The organism is Vibrio glycogenivorans (assembly GCF_051660965.1).
Taxonomy (GTDB): Bacteria; Pseudomonadota; Gammaproteobacteria; order Enterobacterales; family Vibrionaceae; genus Vibrio.
Window position 1 is genome coordinate 1 of the sequence record NZ_JBPVIS010000012.1, and the last position, 15,958, is coordinate 15,958.

Sequence of the window (15,958 nt, forward strand, 5' to 3'; positions counted from 1 at the left end):
GTTACCAACATCCCAATATCCCTTAAACAGGTTTACACAAGAATGAGGCTAGTTGTAGAACCTAAAAAAGAGACATTTTAACTTTGCTATAAAGTGACATTACAACTTTGGCCCTACACAACCTATGCGTCTCTAATAGACTTTGGTAAATCTCCGGTTCAGGTTTGAGTAACCCTAGCTCTGCAGAGACGGTCGCCCCGTCAAATAACGGCCAAAAATCATAATGTACCTGCAAATAGTCCACGATTTCATGCACGTTATCGGTCAGCGCATACACGCCGTATCCGGCTTGTTTGACCCGTCTGAGTAACTCTTGCGAACCATAAAGCGGAATCAGGCTTTGCTTAACGTAATAAAACAGTTTCTCACTCTCAAGTTGTGACAGGCCATGTTGCTGCTGATACCTGAGCTTAGCCTGCTCTTCGGTCATCAAGCCTCGATTAAGATCGAGCCAAATGTCGCCGTGAAATAACGTCTTAGCGAGCGCGTCGGCTTGCTTTGAATCAGCAAACGTCAAGCGGACAATTTCTTCAGGTGCCCAGCGTACCAACACATTACCGATATCAAACACGACATTTTTGATTTTTTCTGGCTGCATCAACTTCAGTTCCTTTGAGGTTATTTAGGTTTAATTTATATCATGAATATTAATATTTAATTTAAATATATCATTAACCAGTCCAGATTAACGCTGGTTAAGTTGTGCTATTTATTTCACCGTTTGGTTTAATATATTTTGGTGATATGTATAACAGTTAATGGTAGTGGTCAACCTATGACCAATTCTTGAGACGATACTCACAAACCAATCGATACACACCTGTTACTAATATACCCAAGCAACCTCCCTGCCAATTGAATGTTGTGACCCATTGTTAAGTTAGAAAGTGAACCGTTTATCAAGACCAAAAGCTGATTGGCTTAAAAACACTAAGACACCTATCAAACGAACAAAAGGAGAAGCAATATGAAGATAAAACTCACCAGTTTGTGTGTAGCCTACCTGCTCTCTACCGCCGCTATTGCTGCGCCACCACCGCTTGCCGAAAAAGAGGTCTACAAAGTCGGCTTTGCCCAGTCAGAAAACAATAATCCATGGCGAATTGCCGAAACCAATAGCTTTAAGGACGTTGCGGAAGAGTGTGGTTGGCAGTTAGTCATCTCTGACGCTGCTAGCTCTGCATCAAAACAGGTATCGGACGTCGATTCGATGATAGCGCAAGGGGTGGATGTTATCTTCCTCCCACCACGTGAAGAAAAACCACTGGTCCCTGCCGTGATGAAAGCCAAAGCGCGCGGCATCCCGGTCTTCTTGGTCGACCGAAAGGTCGATGAGACCGTGGTTAAACCGGGCAAAGACTACGTCACTTTCCTTGGTTCTGACTTTATCAAGCAAGGCGAACGAGCTGCTGAGCAGCTAGCGAAGATTTCTGGTGGTAAAGGTAAGGTGATTCAACTTGAGGGCACAACTGGAGCGACCTCATCACGTGACCATATTATTGGCTTTAACCGAGTGATCGCTAAATACCCTGACATGGAAATCGTTGCCTCGCAAACCGGTGACTACGCCCGCGACAAGGGCCGCCGCGTGATGGAGACCCTGCTTCAAGCGCACCCTGACGTCGACCTAGTCTGGGCGCATAACGATGAAATGGCGCTTGGCGCAATCCGCGCGATTGAAGCGGCAGGCCTCGAGCCCGGCAAAGATATCATTATCGGGGGTAAAGATGGTACCCGCGATGGTTTCCAAGCGATCATGGATGGCAAGTTGGCGTTTATTGTTGAGTCGACACCAAAGTTTGGCCCATTGGCGTGTAAAACCATGCAGCGTTATGCACGTGGTGAGCAAGTCGAGACCTGGGTCAAGACAGAGGATCGCTTATTTGATGCCAGCAATGCGGCAGAGTTCTTCGATGAAGCCTTCTAATTGATGGTACCTCCCTGGGTCACTGTGATATCGGTGGCCCAGAACGTGGTTCCCAGAACGTGGTTGCCAAAATCTAGGTTGTTTAAGGAGCGAACTATGAACGCTGAGTCTCCGATTTTGAAAGTTGTCGGCATTTCCAAATCATTTAATCACATTCCCGCCCTCAAAAACGTCGCTTTATCGCTTGAGCGCGGTGAAGTCAGAGCGTTGATTGGTCAAAATGGCGCCGGTAAATCGACTCTGATCAAGATATTGAATGGCGCATACTCGCTCGAGCAAGGCAGCATTTATTTCGCTGGTCGCCAAGTAGAATACAAGTCGCCCAATCAAGCCCAGCTTGACGGTATGAGTACCATTTTTCAGGAAGTGAATCTGCTTGGCTACCGCACGGTCACCGAAAACATCATGCTCGGCAGAGAGATCCGCAAATTTGGCATGATTGATTGGCCCGCCTGCCATCAATTTGCCACCCAGGCGGTGGAGGTGCTGGGCTTGAATATTGACGTGACCAAGCCGCTTGATACCTATAATGTCGCGGTGCAGCAGTTGATCGCTATTGCGCGCTCCATCGCGTTTAATGCCAAGCTGCTGATCATGGATGAGCCCACGGCCTCGCTCGATGAAGCGGAGAAGAAGACCCTGTTTAAGGTGGTCAATGAGCTTAAAGCTAAGGGTGTCGCCATCCTGTATGTCAGCCACCACCTTGAAGAGTTGTTTGAGATCTGTGATTCAGTCTCTGTGATGCGCGACGGTTGTCTGGTGGAGACCTGCCCTATTGCTGACATGCCCAAAATGCATATGGTGGCGAAGATGCTGGGTAAACGCATCGAGGACGTCGAGGCCGATGAAAGCGCTCGCCCACCTGAGTGCCCTAGCACGGAGGCCGTGATTACCGCCCAGGCGATCTCTGGTTCAGGCTCGCTTAAAAACGTCAGCCTCAGCGTCAATCAAGGTGAGATCTTGGGCCTAGCTGGACTACTTGGCTCTGGTCGCAGTGAGGTGGCACGGCGAATATTTGGTGCTGACAGCCATGTGCATTTCAAGGGGCAAATCACCATTGACTCCACTCCACTTACTCTACATACCCCAAAACAAGCGATTGCGCATGGCGTCGCCTTTTGCTCTGAGGATCGCAAACGCGAAGGGCTGATCCCTCACCTTTCAGTGCGGGAAAACCTGTCTTTGGTGGTGCTGGGCTCACTCTCAAACAATGGCTTTATTGATAAAGAGCGCGAAAAACAGCTGGTCGAAGATTACATCAAGCGCCTTGGCATCAAGGTGTCTGATATGGAGCAGCCTATTTCAGAACTTTCTGGAGGTAATCAGCAGAAAGTCCTACTCGCACGCTGGATGGCGAATCATCCTCAGTTGCTGATTTTAGACGAGCCGACTCGCGGTATTGATGTGGGGGCGAAATCCGAAATCAAAGATTTGATTCTGTCTCTCGCCGAGCAAGGCGTGGCGGTGCTGTTTATCTCTTCTGAATATGAGGAGATATCGGCAACCTGTCATCGCGTTTTAATGATGCAAGAGGGGGTTTCTGGTAGCGAGTTACTCCACCATCAGATCTCTGAGAGCGCAATCCTCGATGCCCTTGGCAGGGATCAGCAGCCCATGACCCATTAGGATGACGATTATGGAACTTGTCAGTTATCACAAACACTCCCATCTTAAAGTGCTCAATATCTTCAAAAGCAATGGCGCATTGGTCGCGTTGTTTTTACTGTTAACCATTAACGCGATTTTTACCCCCAACTTCTTTGCGATCCAAACGCTATACATCAACCTTAGCCAAGTCGCGCCCATCGCTATAGTGGCTATCGGTATGTGTCTGGTGATCGCCTCTGGGGGCGGTGGAATTGATATCTCAGTAGGCGCGGTCATGGCACTGGCCGGTGCATTGGCACCGCTGATTTTTTTGTCTGATTTTGGGGTTGCCAACCCCTTACTAGGGATCGCTTTAGCGATTATTCTTCCCCTGTGTGTGGCGTTTTGCTGCGGAATGTTCAACGGTTTTTTGATTGGGCACTATAAAATTCAGCCGATGATCGCCACTCTGATCTTGTTCATCTCCGGCCGAGGTATCGCACAAGTCCTGACCAATGGTGATATCCAAACCTTTACCAACCCAGCATTCCAATACCTTGGCTCAGGGAAACTGCTAGGTATTCCGGTGCAAGCCGTGATCCTGATTGTGATTGCTCTGCTGGTGTCATGGATCATAAGAACCACCAAGCTCGGGCGTTATCTACTCGCGGTCGGCGGCAATGATAAGGCCGCACAGCTGTGTGGCCTGCCCGCCTTTCAAGTCAAGTTAGTGGTGTATGGGTTTTGCGGTTTTTGCGCAGGTCTTGCAGGCCTATTTACCACCGCGATCAATGCCGCCTCGGATGCCAATACTGCCGGGCTTTTGATGGAGCTTGATGCCATCGCGGCAGCAGTCGTCGGTGGCACTGTGATGACTGGCGGTCGAGCGCCCGTTATCGGTGCGGTGATTGGCGCTCTGGTAATCCAGCTGATGACCTATACCCTCTTGGCCAATGGTATCTCAGACTCTGCGGCTATGGTGGCCAAGGCAGTGATTATTATCTGCGCCATTTACTTACAACTAAGAAATCAGCGCACAAGCTAGGAGGTGATCATGAAACTCAATAAGTTGTTTAAGCGAAATCAACACCCACTGCTTAGAACCGAGGCGGTTTGGATTGCGTTGGCCGTGATGATCGTGTTTGCCAGTCTGCGCTACGATAATTTCCTGTCTGGTTATAATATCTCGAGCTTTTTCACTTATAACTCGATGTTTATCCTGCTCGCAATAGGTATGTGCTTTGTCATCATGACGGGCGGTATCGACTTGTCTGTGGGTGGCGTTGTAGCACTTTCGAGTGTGTTGGTCGCCTATGTCAGTGCTTATGGTATTTGGGTGGCGCTGCTGGTCGGAACTCTAACTGGCTTAGCGTGCGGCGCGATCAATGCAGCCGTGGTCGTGCGGTTAAGAATCGCGCCTTTCATCGCGACGTTGGCGATGATGTTGGCTTCGCGCGGTGTGGCGCTGATTGCCTCCGATCGCCACTCTGTCCCCATCTCTTGGGAGGGAAATTTCACTGTTTACGGCATGGGCGCCATGTTTGATGTGATCCCTTGGCCTGTGGTGGTGTGTCTGCTTGTCGCAATTGCCGCTTGGATTTTACTTGAGAAAATGCCTTTCGGCCGTTCGGTGCTAGCCGTGGGTGAGGATCAAGAAGCCGCCAAACTGATGGGACTGAATGTCAATCGCACGCTGGTCAGCGTCTATCTAATTTCCGGCGCGATGTCTGGCCTTGCTGGTGTCACCTTGGCCGCCAGCTTTGGCGCGGGGCAACCTTTGGAAGGCATTGGCTGGGAGCTGGTTGCTATCGCCTCTGTCGTGGTCGGTGGCACCCTACTCACCGGAGGGCTTGGTTCGATCAGTGCCTCGGTTGCTGGGGTTATCTTGATGGGGCTGATCTTCAATATCCTTAACTTTGAAAACGGTAAAGGCATCATTACCATCAGCACCTACTGGCAATCTGTTATTCGCGGTGTGTTCCTCCTCGCTGTACTGGTCATTCAAGCGGAAGTACTCAAGAAAATGAAGAGAGGCAAACTAAACTAAGCTCATCCCAGCATAGCTTTTGTCACAGATGGGTAGAAATCACTACCCATCAAATCCACCATTTCTTCCATCATTCCAATCCACACGGCAGTTAATACTGTCAATCTTTTGTCATTTACAGCATCTGCCCATTGGTTGCATATTGAACAACCTTGCTGTGACTTCGTATAGTGACACCGCTTAAGCTATCGGCTTCTCACTTTGATGCCAAGCCTAGCGTTGTTATCACAGTATAAATCTAAGGTGTATGATGAAACTTGTTCCTCTACTGTTATTGCCGACCTTGGTACTCATCGGCTGTGGGTCTGGCGGCTCTGGTACATCGGATTCAGGTCAAATTCCTGACGATGGCAACACACCGGGTGACGGAACTAATCCAGATGACGATACCAATCCTGGCGATGACAATAACCCAGCACCAGACCCTGATGAGGATTTTGCTCAGCAAATGCTGTTTGCGGTCAACCAAGCGCGCCAACAAGCCCGTGACTGCGGGGATAAAAGCATGCCTGCCGCACCTGCACTGACCTGGAGTTACGACCTAGAATCTGCAGCGGTAAGACACTCTAGCGACATGGCAAATGGCAATTTTCTCAGCCATACCGGCTCAGATAACAGCTCAGTAGGTGATAGAATCTCTGATACGGGATATCGAGCGTCGGCGTGGGCAGAAAATGTCGCCGCCGGACAAAAAGATATTGATGCCGTGATGGCCTCGTGGCTTAGCAGCCCTGGTCATTGTGAAAATATCATGCGCACCAGCGTTACGGAGTTAGGTGCGGCGTTTGTTGAAAACCCTGATACGACTTACGGTATTTATTGGACGCAAGTATTTGCTGCGCCTTTATAACGCTTGATTCTATTACCCTTGACTGTCAAAAAGGTTGTTGGCCAGCGGGGAAAGACCACACATCTAGTTAAAGTGGTCACCCTCTCCCCGCAAAGCTATTGCTTAGTATTCTTTTTTCATATCACCTTTGCCCATCCCTCTCGGCTCTGGTAACTCGTCTTGAGATAAAAACCCATCACCATTGGCATCTAGGCTATCAAAATGCTCAGCCAGCGGTCCCTTGACCTCGTCTCGACTCAGTTGCCCGTCACCATTGGCGTCGAGCTCATCGAATGAGGGGGGCTGACGTGGTGGTTGGTTAGCAAGCGCGACCGGACTGAGTACGGCCCCTAGGTAGGCGATAGCCAAAAGGGTAGAAACTTTGTTCATAACGTGATCCTCAATGCTTAATTACAGCTCTATCAGTTAAGCAACGAAAGCTCATTTTAGCGACTCAATAAAGAAAGTTTCCTGTTAAAACTATTCACCCACCAACTGAGTAAAGTCCTCATCTGTTGGATAGAAGTCATCAACTACAACAAGTCAAACAACGAGATACCTAAGCTAAAGCGATTCACTCTGTGGTCGTAATCAATCAAACTCTCGCCATATCCATAGAAGTACTGTGCGTAGATTTTCACTTTATCAAACAATGGATAAGCAACGTTAAGCTCAACCGCTCCCTGGCCATCACTGGTCAAATTATTGCGCAAAAGCAGGCTATATAGCGCCCCATTGTTACGATATCCAAACACAATTTCACCATAGCCCATGTAGTCTTCGATATCGGGGTTGTCATCTCGAAGCTCAGGGTCAGGAATGCGATACCAAGGCTTGAAGGCAATAACGTATTTGTCGCGGGTGAACTCTAGGTTGGTATAGAGCCGGTTCCAACTGCGAGAAAAAGGCCCATCTTCACCATTAGAATGATGGACAAACGCAAAGTCTGCCTGAACTAAATCAAACCCGAGCAGCGAGACATTGGGGTACGTGCTGAGGATCAGCTCAGGGCTGTAATTGGTTTCTCGAATTGGCGCTGAGTTCTCACCATTATAGATTTGCCACCAAGATGTTTGGGTATATGCCAGCCAGAGATCCCAATCGCTGTAGATATCTTTCCATATTTTCAGCTTACCGCTAATTTGAAATTTTGCTTCAAAATCATCCAGCTCAGAGTTACGCCAATAAAGTGACCAATCCTCTTGATTGGGTGATGAGTTATAGGAGAAAGGCAAAATATAATTCGCACGATGCGGAGTGAGTTTAAACACATCCCTGTCGTTGTAATAATCTACAACCTGGTTAAATGACATATCACCGAAACGTGTATCATCCATCGGCTCGGCAGTGCCTTTATTGTGATGAGTTTGGTCATAACACGCTAGTCGCTGTGCATCATCATCAATTAAATGACACTGCGACTGCGCCATCACATGGGGCGAAATAACCATTATTATTAGCAATACCCATTTCACAGCAATACCTCGTATTGTAGTTATTTTCGTGATTCCCTGCGTTCACGTAGGGCGGATTTAGCTTTGTTATGATTTACCTGACGTCAGTTATATTTTTGATAATATTGTATTTAGACCTTATATATTTAGCGTGGTAGTCAATTTGAAAGCTGTCAAGGTAAAATCAGGAACGAGGTTCGGGTTAGAGCAGGGGCGAGGTTCGGGGTCGGGCTTTGCCCTACGAGTAGCGAGGATTTGATCACTTGTGGGGACTGCTTGCTTACAGAAATGAAGTATAAGTTGCTCTCTGCCCTTATTTTTTGGGGTGTGAGGCTTTGGGATAGCCTTCGCCTTACTTGGCGTGGGGGTAGTGCGGGAGGTGGAAGCTCGCTGTGTGTAAGCGAGCTTTGCTCAGTAATTGGATTATGGGGATATTGGCTGACCAAATAGGAATTAATCGGTTGTCAATAAATGGCCTTGTCGTAAGCTGTCCCCGCTCCTAGGTAATATATTCCCTCTTTATTTTTGTTGGGTGATAAATAACTCGCCGTTGAGGTATTGAGCGGCTAAACGCATATATGCTGGTGCTTTGCTCTCTCCATAGCCCGAATGGTAAGGGCTAGTGGCAAATGAAATTGCGGCGAAGTCGCGGTCATAATCCATATAAATCATCTGATTCATGTTACCGCTTTTGGCAATCGCTCCATCGGCAAAAATAAAGTCAAATTGGTAACCATTCCCCAGTGCTGCTTCATTAAACAGCCCAACAGACGATCCTTCTTTGGATGATCCGATGTAACGCGCAGAGTCCACCTCGTGTCGTATCTGCGCAATCACTGACGGTGTTACCACTTGCTCAGACGCGACAGCTTGCCAACTTGGGGTGAACAGTGTGGCAAAGCGGGCCATATCCTCTGGCGTGGTTTGCACTAGGCCAACGGGTAAGGCGTGCCCCTCTGGTGATAAGGCGATAGTCATTGGCTCACGCGCATAGAGCCTTGACCAAACCTTGTCTTCAAAGATCTTTGACCAGGTTTTGCCCTCAACACGCTCGATGACTTCCACCAAGATACTGGTATTAATCGATGCGTAACGAAAGACATCGCCTTGCTGCTCACCCTTGAGCGCTTGCTGATCTGGGGCGACATCCATGAGCCAGTTTTCAAATTCACCGGTTGATGCGCGCGGAGAGCCTGTGATCGAAGCAAAATACCGCACCACGGCCGAATCTGGCTGCAAAATGGATTCGAACTTCTCCTCGTTATCCAGCCCTGTGGTCATATTCGCGACACTGCGCAGCGTGATGCCGTCCCACTTTGAGCCTTTCAGGTGAGGAATATACTCAGGAACCGTTTTATCTAAGTCGATCTTCTCTTGCTGCACCAGCATCGCAAGCACCAAGCCTACGGTGGTCTTGGATGATGAATACCAAACATGGCGGTCGTGTTGATTCATGCCCGGATATGACTCATAAACCACCTGGCCTTTGTGGATCATAATCAGCGCTTGAGTGCGAAACACCGGGTTAACCAAATACTCATCAAGCGAGAGCATCCCCTGCCCAGTCTCGGTTTTTATCGTGCCAATGCTCGGGTTGATATTGCGCACCAATGGCTGAAAGTGCTCGTTGGGCCTTGCCAGCGCTGATGGTAAGATCTCGGTCAGGTGCCCGTTGTAATACACGGCATGATCACCCCCCATCTGTAAATGGAAGTTATCAAATGCTTGCTTGGCTTCGCTGGCAAATTCTGGGCTGAATGGCTTTTTCGCCCTCTCGACATCGAAAGTGACATCGGCGCCGGGTTGTTTTAACTGTTGCTCCATCGCCGCAGGCAAAGTTGCGCTCACCTGTGAGGAAATCATCAAAGTGACGCTGATGGCTAATAGTTTTACTTTCATCTATGTTCCTTTCTTACACTTGAATAAAGGGGTGAAAAATAGGGTGGTCAACCATTCAAGGCTTATTCAGGCTTAACTCTTTGGGCAAAAAACAGAAAAAAGCGGCACAGGTCAATGAGCTATCACTATCGGAAACGCCCATGCCGCTTTAGTTCATGCTATAGGAAAGAAATCATGCACTAGGAAAGAAATCATGCGCGAGGCAAGGAATCGAGAAATGCCACTGGATATAGATTGACGGTTTTGTATCGTGCGCTGAGTTCAGGCGAGTGAGTCTTAACAGTCACACCTTGCTTGAGTGCTGCTCGCTTGATGATCGGCGCTGACATTTGAATGCGCTCCGCACCATAAGCATATAGGGTCTGCCAGAGCTTATTATTGGTATCAACATAAGTGCCAAGTCTGATTTTTTTCATGCTTTGACCTATCTTTACAACTGCCTTTGCAAGGCAAACTCATCGGTAATGCTGTGCATTTTGCCGACTAGGTCCGAGAACATATAGGTCATATCACGACATCAGCACAGACTCTAATCGAGGCTGAGGCATCAAGGTCTGAAATTGAGTGGAAAAAACAAATCAGGGTAGGATAGATAAAAGTCGGAGCGCACAGACTGCTCCGACCCAAATGTAGTTTAGTTAATATGCACCAGCGCTATAAGTCAGCTCATAACTGTGACTATAAATCTCTAAAATGTTGCCAAATGGGTCTTCCATATAGATCATCCGATACGGCTTCTCACCCGGATAGTAATAGCGCGGCGCTTTCATTCGCTTCTTACCACCAGCCGCGACAATTTTCTCCGCCAGACCCTCAACATCCGGGTCTTGAACACAGAAGTGAAACACACCCGTCTTCCAGTATTCAAAATTGTTTTCCGGGTTTTGTGCATTTTCAAACTGGAAAATCTCGACGCCGATACGATCACCCGTTGCCAGATGAGCAATCTTAAAGCTATTCCAGCCAGAGCCAAAAACATCCGTGCACATCTCGCCTATCGGTGAATCATCCTCAACGATTTCGGTCGGTTTCATTATCAAGTACCAACCAAGAACCTCGGTATAGAAAGTGACTGCGGCCTCTAGGTCGGGGACAGATATGCCAATATGACTGAAGGTGCGTGGATAAGTCGGATTAGTATTTGCGGGGTTGCTCATCTAGTTATCCTCTTGTGTTGTGAAACGAGTATTGATACGCACAAAGGATAGTTGATGATTAAAAATGTCGCGGGCGGTGAGTGACGAGATTCGAAGCAAAGATAGCAAAACGCCAAGCACGCCACCTATTGGGCAACTAGAAAACCGAACTCTCTAAAGATTCCCTTTGCGTGCTCACCGGTTAAATAGTTAAAAAATGCATCTCGCTCTGTTTGCTCTGTAGCGTCGCTGCGCGAATGGGTGACTTTAGCGATGGGATAGACAATCGGATCGTGACTTGAAGCGGGAATTTGATGGATTATTTCGACCCGCTTGGAAACCAGAGCATCAGTCTTATACACCACACCCACCCTCGCCTCTTGCCGCTCTACCCACAGCAGTGCGGATCGAACACTATTAGCTCGCGCTAAACGTGGCTTGAGATGGGTCCAAATGCCCAGTGATTGCAGCGCTTGTTGAGTATAGATACCCGCCGGCACATGGCGCGGATCGCCGACCGCTAAGTGTGTGCCTTGCAGCAGGGTCTCAAACGTATTGTCGGCCTTGAGATCAGCAACAGATACCGCCAATTGATTGGGCATGATCACCACCAATTGATTTTGCACTAAGGGGGTCACAGAGTCTTGCTCTATCGCCCCAAGCTCAGAGAGGTAGTCCATCCAGCGTACGTTGGCCGAGATGAACACATCAGCGGGTGCACCTTGCGCAATTTGTCGAGCGAGTACCGATGAGGATGCGTATGAGCGCTTGACCTTAATCTGGGTTTGCTGCTCGAACTGCTTCGCTACCTTATCCAGCGCTTCTGTCATCGAGGCCGCTGCGAATACCGTAATACTTGGCTGGGCAACAACAGGCAACGACACCAAACACAACATCGTGATTAACCAACGCACTAACATACTCACCCAGTTCCGTTATCTGATTACGTTAAGTCTATCACTTGTCACGGTTTTTAGCGCTCTAAAACAGCTAAAACCCTGCTTACACAGGGTTTTAGCTGTTTTATATTGCCCGATAGTATAATCGTCAAGCGCCAATAATTCCGCCATCTTCACGAGTGATTACCAACACCGAAGAGCGAGGAATACTCTGACCACCATCAGGGAAGTGAGATGGCGCGAGATCCTCTCCTGGGTGCTGTACGCCAACAAACATCGCCGAATTATCAGGTGAGAAGGTCAATCCGGTGATCTCGCAAGCAATAGGACCGGTGAGAAAGCGGCGGATCTCTCCGCTCTGGGGATCGCTGCACAGCATTTGGTTGTTACCCATCCCAGCAAAGTCACCTTGATTTGAATACTTGCCATCGGTTTGAATCCACAGACGACCAAAGCGGTCAAAACCAATACCATCAGGGCTGTTAAACATATTATCTGCTGTAATGTTGTCGCTGCCTGCCATCAAACCCGATTCATGGACAGTGGGATTGCCCGCTAATACATAGATATCCCATGCAAAACTCTCAGAGGTATGGTCTCCGCCAGCAGGTCGCCAACGAACAATATGCCCATAGGGGTTTTTCTCGCGTGGGTTTGCGGCATTAAGCGGTTGGTTGTCTCTCACGCCGCGATACTTGTTGTTGGTCAGAGTGACAAAGACTGAGTCGTGTTGCGGGTGCACCGCGACCCACTCTGGACGGTCCATGGTGGTCGCCCCAACTTGTGTTGCCGCTTGACGGGCGAAGATCATCACCGACGCAGCATCTGCAAAACCGTTCTCAGGTGTGAGCCCGTTCTTCCCCCAGGTTAGCTCTATCCACTGCCCCTGACCCTTTAACTCGCCCTCGGTTCCAGTGAATTTGGCAACATAGAGTGTTCCCTCTTCAAGCAGATCACGATTAGTGTCGGCTCCCGGGCGATACTTATTCTTGGAGACAAATTTATACAGATGCTCTCCCCGCTCATCGTCGCCAAGGTACACCACAACATGGCCACTTTTATCAACCATTAACGCCGCGTTCTCATGCTTAAAGCGCCCCAATGCCGTGCGCTTTTTCGGCGTTGAATTTGGATTCATCGGGTCAATTTCCACCACCCAACCATGACGATGCGCCTCGTTGGGCTCTATGCCCATATCAAAGCGGCTATCGTGTTTATACCATTCATAGCCACGGTCTTGCTCATTAAGTCCATAGCGAGCATAAGTGTCTGCAAGTTTTGCCTTACTCGGATTAGCAAAATAGCCGTTGAAGTTCTCTTCACAGGTGAGGTAGGTTCCCCATGGCGTCTCACCATTAGCGCAATTGTTAAAGGTACCCAGCACCTTACGTCCGCTTTTGTCCGCATTGGTTTTGAGCAGATCATGCCCCGCTGCGGGTCCGGTAATGTCCATCTCAGTATTGGCGGTTATGCGGCGATTTAGCCGACCATTTGGATTGACGCGCCAAGTGCCGTCTTGTTTGCTCAACTCAACAATCGATACCCCATGCGCCGCTTGCGCCTTAAAAGCATCATCACGGCTGATTGACTGACCTTGATGAGGATAAAGGTACTCATTGTTGGTGTATTCATTATTGACGGCAAGCACAGCGCGGTCGTCACTAAGTGAGAAGAAGGTCATCCCATCATTGTTATCGCCAAACTGAAGTGCCTGCGCTTGTGCGTCATTACCTTGCTCAAATGCTGGTGCGCCTTTCACTACCGCATCGCCCCAAGAGATAAGCACATCCGCTCGATAGCCAGCTGGAACTTCAACACTATCCTTGGTCGAGATAGCAATCCCCTCAAATCCCATCAGAGTTGATGGACTGGCGACGGCACTTGCCACCGCTTGGCTCAATGGAGTGGCCCCGAAGAACGCAACACTACCGAGCGCACCGGTTGCCATAAGAAACCCGCGGCGCGATAAGGCGGCCTCTACAAATCGATTGAACTCCGGCTCTTGCTCTAATGGGCGTTGGTCGATGCCTTGATCTTTGCAAGGATTAGGGTGTTTACAGCGGCTTTGCTCTCTGGAACTCATATCGCTTCCTCCATGATCTCAATGACCAAAATCAGTTTGATTTATGTTTGGATTTAGTCTGCAGAGAATAGATGACAAGTCAATTACATCTCATTAGCATTTTTATCTCACTATTGGCGCTTGATAACTGATAATGTCATAAAAGCTCCTTACGCGGGCTTCAGTCCTATATCCGCACTGAATGACCGTATTACTCCTCAACCTACCCGCACTGCACACCCGCAAAGAAACCGGATATAGATAGTTAACCTGCTAAAAAACAGTATTTTTCAGGCCAATTGAATGGGAATTGCCGAGCACAATGCACTCATTTTCTGGAGCAGCATCATAATTATAGAATTTAAGTGATTATGCCTATCCATTCCTCTATTTTCACTGGCTACAGAATTGCCATAACATAGCCGGCCTGTGCTAATTTGCTAAGTTTTAAATCGTTTAAAGTAACTATTATTCAGGACGTTATGAACAATTTTCCCTTCGCAGCGGATATACCTTTCGGTCAGATACCTTATACCCCACTGCAAGTACAGCCAGGGTAACCTACGCTGTTTCAGATCATGACTTAGCCAGCGCCCAAACGTGAGAGTCAATATCAACATCGTGTCCTACCGCCCATTTGAAGGCGATCAACCCGACGACTGCTTTGTGCTGCGTGACCAAGAGCACGACTGGCAGCAGCGTATCCCGCTGCGTGAGATGGCGCCATTAGAAGATGGGGGTAAAGCCGCGCACTTTAGTGGCTGGCCTGCCGAAACCACCAAAGTGGATTTGCTGCGCACCTGCCATGGTGATGACGACACGGGTGAAGAGACCCTTATTTTATCGCAGGTCGATATCATCGAGCTGTTAAACGAATCGTGAGAAACAACATGTGTAAAAAGCCCCTTATTTTATTGTTCGCCCTGCTCGCTGGTTGTGAGTATGAAAGCGCGCAGGCGCGAGAAGAGCGTGAGAACCAAGAGTACCTTGCCGAGGTTGAGGCCTACTTTGCGGAAAAGGAGGCAGCCATTGCCGCCAATTTGGATGAGCATGGCCGAAAAATTCTCGATCATAAAGGCAATCGCCTGCGTTGGGTGGATGATCATAACTACTACACCGAGTTTGATGACGGCACGCCGCCTTACGCCCACGTAAACAAGGCCTCGATCTGGCCGCTTGAGGATGTCACTGACCAAAGCTCCTACGACATGCCGCGGATGCAGTTTGTTTGGCAAAATAACCACAATGCCGAGGATATAGACGAGTGGTACGACAAGATATTCAGCATTAAGGCTGATGGCACTGACCTGAGACTGGTGGTCAGTCAAGAGTTTAGCTGGGGCGGGTTTTACTCGCCACGCCGCTCACCAGATAATCGCTATTTAGCCTATGGTCAGTGTGAAAGTGGCCGATGCACTCACTATGTGCTGGATTTATTAAAGCAAGAGCGAGTTGAGCTTGGCGTTGGTGTGTCACCTCGGTTTATTTGGGCTGAGGACAGCAGCTATGTCTACTATCAAACTGAGCGTGACCATGCGGTCAAATATACACTCGCGACGGGTGAGCATGAAAAGCTCGATCGCGTAGTTGGCAGCGGCGTTATCTATGAAGGCAAGCGTTATCAAATCACCAATGTAGCTGTCTCTGTTTTTGATGAGCAAACCAATGAAAAACTACTGCGAATTTATAACTTCCCAGAGGGGGATGAAGATGAACTCCATTATTACATTATGCGCGCCGGTACAACGATAAGTCCTGATGGCAAATTTGCTTGGGGATCCAGTGGTTTTTTCAACTTTTGGTTTGATTTGGAGCAAGGTACGGTGACCCGAGTGCCTGCAGACGATAAGCATTTTGCATATATTTCAATGATTCCCCTCGGTGGCGAGCATGTCATCGGTGCAAACTACAGTGCCGCTGTATTATCTTACACAGAAACAGGAGTACTGACGCGAGTTGGTAGCGCGTTTCAAGGCTTTAGAGGGGGTACCTCACCCTCGAACCATACGCTCTACAATGCGTTTGCCAATAACGGCAATGTGTTGGAACTGGAGGTGGCGCAATGAGTTGCATTTCACTAGACAGTCGTTACTACCTTCTAGGCTTTGAGCAAAAATT

The 15,958-nt window shown here is 48.6% G+C and carries 15 protein-coding genes; 7 read left to right on the top strand and 8 right to left on the bottom strand.

The features are described from left to right. Positions 1-61: 61 nt before the first annotated feature. Positions 62-598, bottom strand: coding sequence for an HAD family hydrolase (locus tag ACSTTG_RS19300; protein ID WP_438475857.1), 537 nt, complete (start codon positions 596-598; stop codon positions 62-64). Positions 599-967: 369 nt separating this feature from the next. Here ACSTTG_RS19300 and ACSTTG_RS19305 point away from each other — a divergent pair, with 369 nt between their 5' ends. The 5 genes from ACSTTG_RS19305 (at position 968) to ACSTTG_RS19325 (ending at position 6,411) form a co-directional block, all read left to right on the top strand. Further along, entirely contained in the window at positions 968-1,927 is a 960-nt protein-coding gene (locus ACSTTG_RS19305; RefSeq protein WP_438475858.1) for an ABC transporter substrate-binding protein, read from the top strand. A 96-nt stretch (positions 1,928-2,023) separates the two neighbouring features. Next, entirely contained in the window at positions 2,024-3,553 is a 1,530-nt protein-coding gene (locus tag ACSTTG_RS19310) for a sugar ABC transporter ATP-binding protein (RefSeq protein WP_438475859.1), read from the top strand. 10 nt (positions 3,554-3,563) lie between these two features. After that, entirely contained in the window at positions 3,564-4,559 is a 996-nt protein-coding gene (locus ACSTTG_RS19315) for an ABC transporter permease (protein WP_438457300.1), read from the top strand. A 9-nt stretch (positions 4,560-4,568) separates the two neighbouring features. Next, positions 4,569-5,561: an ABC transporter permease gene (locus tag ACSTTG_RS19320; protein WP_438457299.1), complete on the top strand. Its 993-nt coding sequence runs from the start codon at positions 4,569-4,571 to the stop codon at positions 5,559-5,561. Positions 5,562-5,811: 250 nt separating this feature from the next. Next, positions 5,812-6,411, top strand: a complete 600-nt coding sequence (locus ACSTTG_RS19325; protein WP_438457298.1) for a CAP domain-containing protein — start codon at positions 5,812-5,814, stop codon at positions 6,409-6,411. A gap of 102 nt (positions 6,412-6,513) precedes the next feature. Here the strand turns inward: ACSTTG_RS19325 and ACSTTG_RS19330 are convergent, their stop codons facing one another. From ACSTTG_RS19330 to ACSTTG_RS19360, 7 genes are all read right to left on the bottom strand, one after another. Continuing rightward, positions 6,514-6,780, bottom strand: a complete 267-nt coding sequence (locus tag ACSTTG_RS19330; protein WP_438457297.1) for an EF-hand domain-containing protein — start codon at positions 6,778-6,780, stop codon at positions 6,514-6,516. A 143-nt stretch (positions 6,781-6,923) separates the two neighbouring features. Then, a complete protein-coding gene (locus ACSTTG_RS19335) occupies positions 6,924-7,841 on the bottom strand; it encodes a phospholipase A (protein ID WP_438457296.1) in 918 nt (305 codons plus the stop codon). A gap of 522 nt (positions 7,842-8,363) precedes the next feature. Then, the gene (locus ACSTTG_RS19340; protein ID WP_438475860.1) at positions 8,364-9,743 is read right to left on the bottom strand and encodes a serine hydrolase domain-containing protein; all 1,380 of its coding nucleotides are present in this window, start codon (positions 9,741-9,743) and stop codon (positions 8,364-8,366) included. 191 nt (positions 9,744-9,934) lie between these two features. Beyond that, a complete protein-coding gene (locus tag ACSTTG_RS19345) occupies positions 9,935-10,159 on the bottom strand; it encodes a hypothetical protein (protein ID WP_438475861.1) in 225 nt (74 codons plus the stop codon). A 222-nt stretch (positions 10,160-10,381) separates the two neighbouring features. Further along, the gene (locus ACSTTG_RS19350) at positions 10,382-10,900 is read right to left on the bottom strand and encodes a lactoylglutathione lyase family protein (RefSeq protein ID WP_438457293.1); all 519 of its coding nucleotides are present in this window, start codon (positions 10,898-10,900) and stop codon (positions 10,382-10,384) included. Positions 10,901-11,025: 125 nt separating this feature from the next. Beyond that, on the bottom strand, positions 11,026-11,799 hold the full coding sequence (modA, locus tag ACSTTG_RS19355) for a molybdate ABC transporter substrate-binding protein (protein ID WP_438475980.1): 774 nt from the start codon (positions 11,797-11,799) through the stop codon (positions 11,026-11,028). A 127-nt stretch (positions 11,800-11,926) separates the two neighbouring features. After that, positions 11,927-13,861, bottom strand: a complete 1,935-nt coding sequence (locus ACSTTG_RS19360) for a PhoX family protein (protein WP_438475862.1) — start codon at positions 13,859-13,861, stop codon at positions 11,927-11,929. Between the two features lie 579 nt (positions 13,862-14,440). Here ACSTTG_RS19360 and ACSTTG_RS19365 point away from each other — a divergent pair. Beyond that, positions 14,441-14,722, top strand: a complete 282-nt coding sequence (locus ACSTTG_RS19365) for a hypothetical protein (RefSeq protein ID WP_438475863.1) — start codon at positions 14,441-14,443, stop codon at positions 14,720-14,722. Between the two features lie 8 nt (positions 14,723-14,730). Next, entirely contained in the window at positions 14,731-15,906 is a 1,176-nt protein-coding gene (locus ACSTTG_RS19370) for a hypothetical protein (protein ID WP_438475864.1), read from the top strand. Positions 15,907-15,958: the final 52 nt, after the last annotated feature.

What these genes read in the sequence shown, in the direction of transcription:
- ACSTTG_RS19300 (WP_438475857.1), bottom strand. Translation starts at nt 598, where the DNA reads ATGCAGCCAGAAAAAATCAAAAATGTCGTGTTTGATATCGGTAATGTG.
- ACSTTG_RS19305 (WP_438475858.1), top strand. Translation starts at nt 968, where the DNA reads ATGAAGATAAAACTCACCAGTTTGTGTGTAGCCTACCTGCTCTCTACC.
- ACSTTG_RS19310 (WP_438475859.1), top strand. Translation starts at nt 2,024, where the DNA reads ATGAACGCTGAGTCTCCGATTTTGAAAGTTGTCGGCATTTCCAAATCA.
- ACSTTG_RS19315 (WP_438457300.1), top strand. Translation starts at nt 3,564, where the DNA reads ATGGAACTTGTCAGTTATCACAAACACTCCCATCTTAAAGTGCTCAAT.
- ACSTTG_RS19320 (WP_438457299.1), top strand. Translation starts at nt 4,569, where the DNA reads ATGAAACTCAATAAGTTGTTTAAGCGAAATCAACACCCACTGCTTAGA.
- ACSTTG_RS19325 (WP_438457298.1), top strand. Translation starts at nt 5,812, where the DNA reads ATGAAACTTGTTCCTCTACTGTTATTGCCGACCTTGGTACTCATCGGC.
- ACSTTG_RS19330 (WP_438457297.1), bottom strand. Translation starts at nt 6,780, where the DNA reads ATGAACAAAGTTTCTACCCTTTTGGCTATCGCCTACCTAGGGGCCGTA.
- ACSTTG_RS19335 (WP_438457296.1), bottom strand. Translation starts at nt 7,841, where the DNA reads ATGGTTATTTCGCCCCATGTGATGGCGCAGTCGCAGTGTCATTTAATT.
- ACSTTG_RS19340 (WP_438475860.1), bottom strand. Translation starts at nt 9,743, where the DNA reads ATGAAAGTAAAACTATTAGCCATCAGCGTCACTTTGATGATTTCCTCA.
- ACSTTG_RS19345 (WP_438475861.1), bottom strand. Translation starts at nt 10,159, where the DNA reads ATGAAAAAAATCAGACTTGGCACTTATGTTGATACCAATAATAAGCTC.
- ACSTTG_RS19350 (WP_438457293.1), bottom strand. Translation starts at nt 10,900, where the DNA reads ATGAGCAACCCCGCAAATACTAATCCGACTTATCCACGCACCTTCAGT.
- modA (WP_438475980.1), bottom strand. Translation starts at nt 11,799, where the DNA reads ATGTTAGTGCGTTGGTTAATCACGATGTTGTGTTTGGTGTCGTTGCCT.
- ACSTTG_RS19360 (WP_438475862.1), bottom strand. Translation starts at nt 13,861, where the DNA reads ATGAGTTCCAGAGAGCAAAGCCGCTGTAAACACCCTAATCCTTGCAAA.
- ACSTTG_RS19370 (WP_438475864.1), top strand. Translation starts at nt 14,731, where the DNA reads ATGTGTAAAAAGCCCCTTATTTTATTGTTCGCCCTGCTCGCTGGTTGT.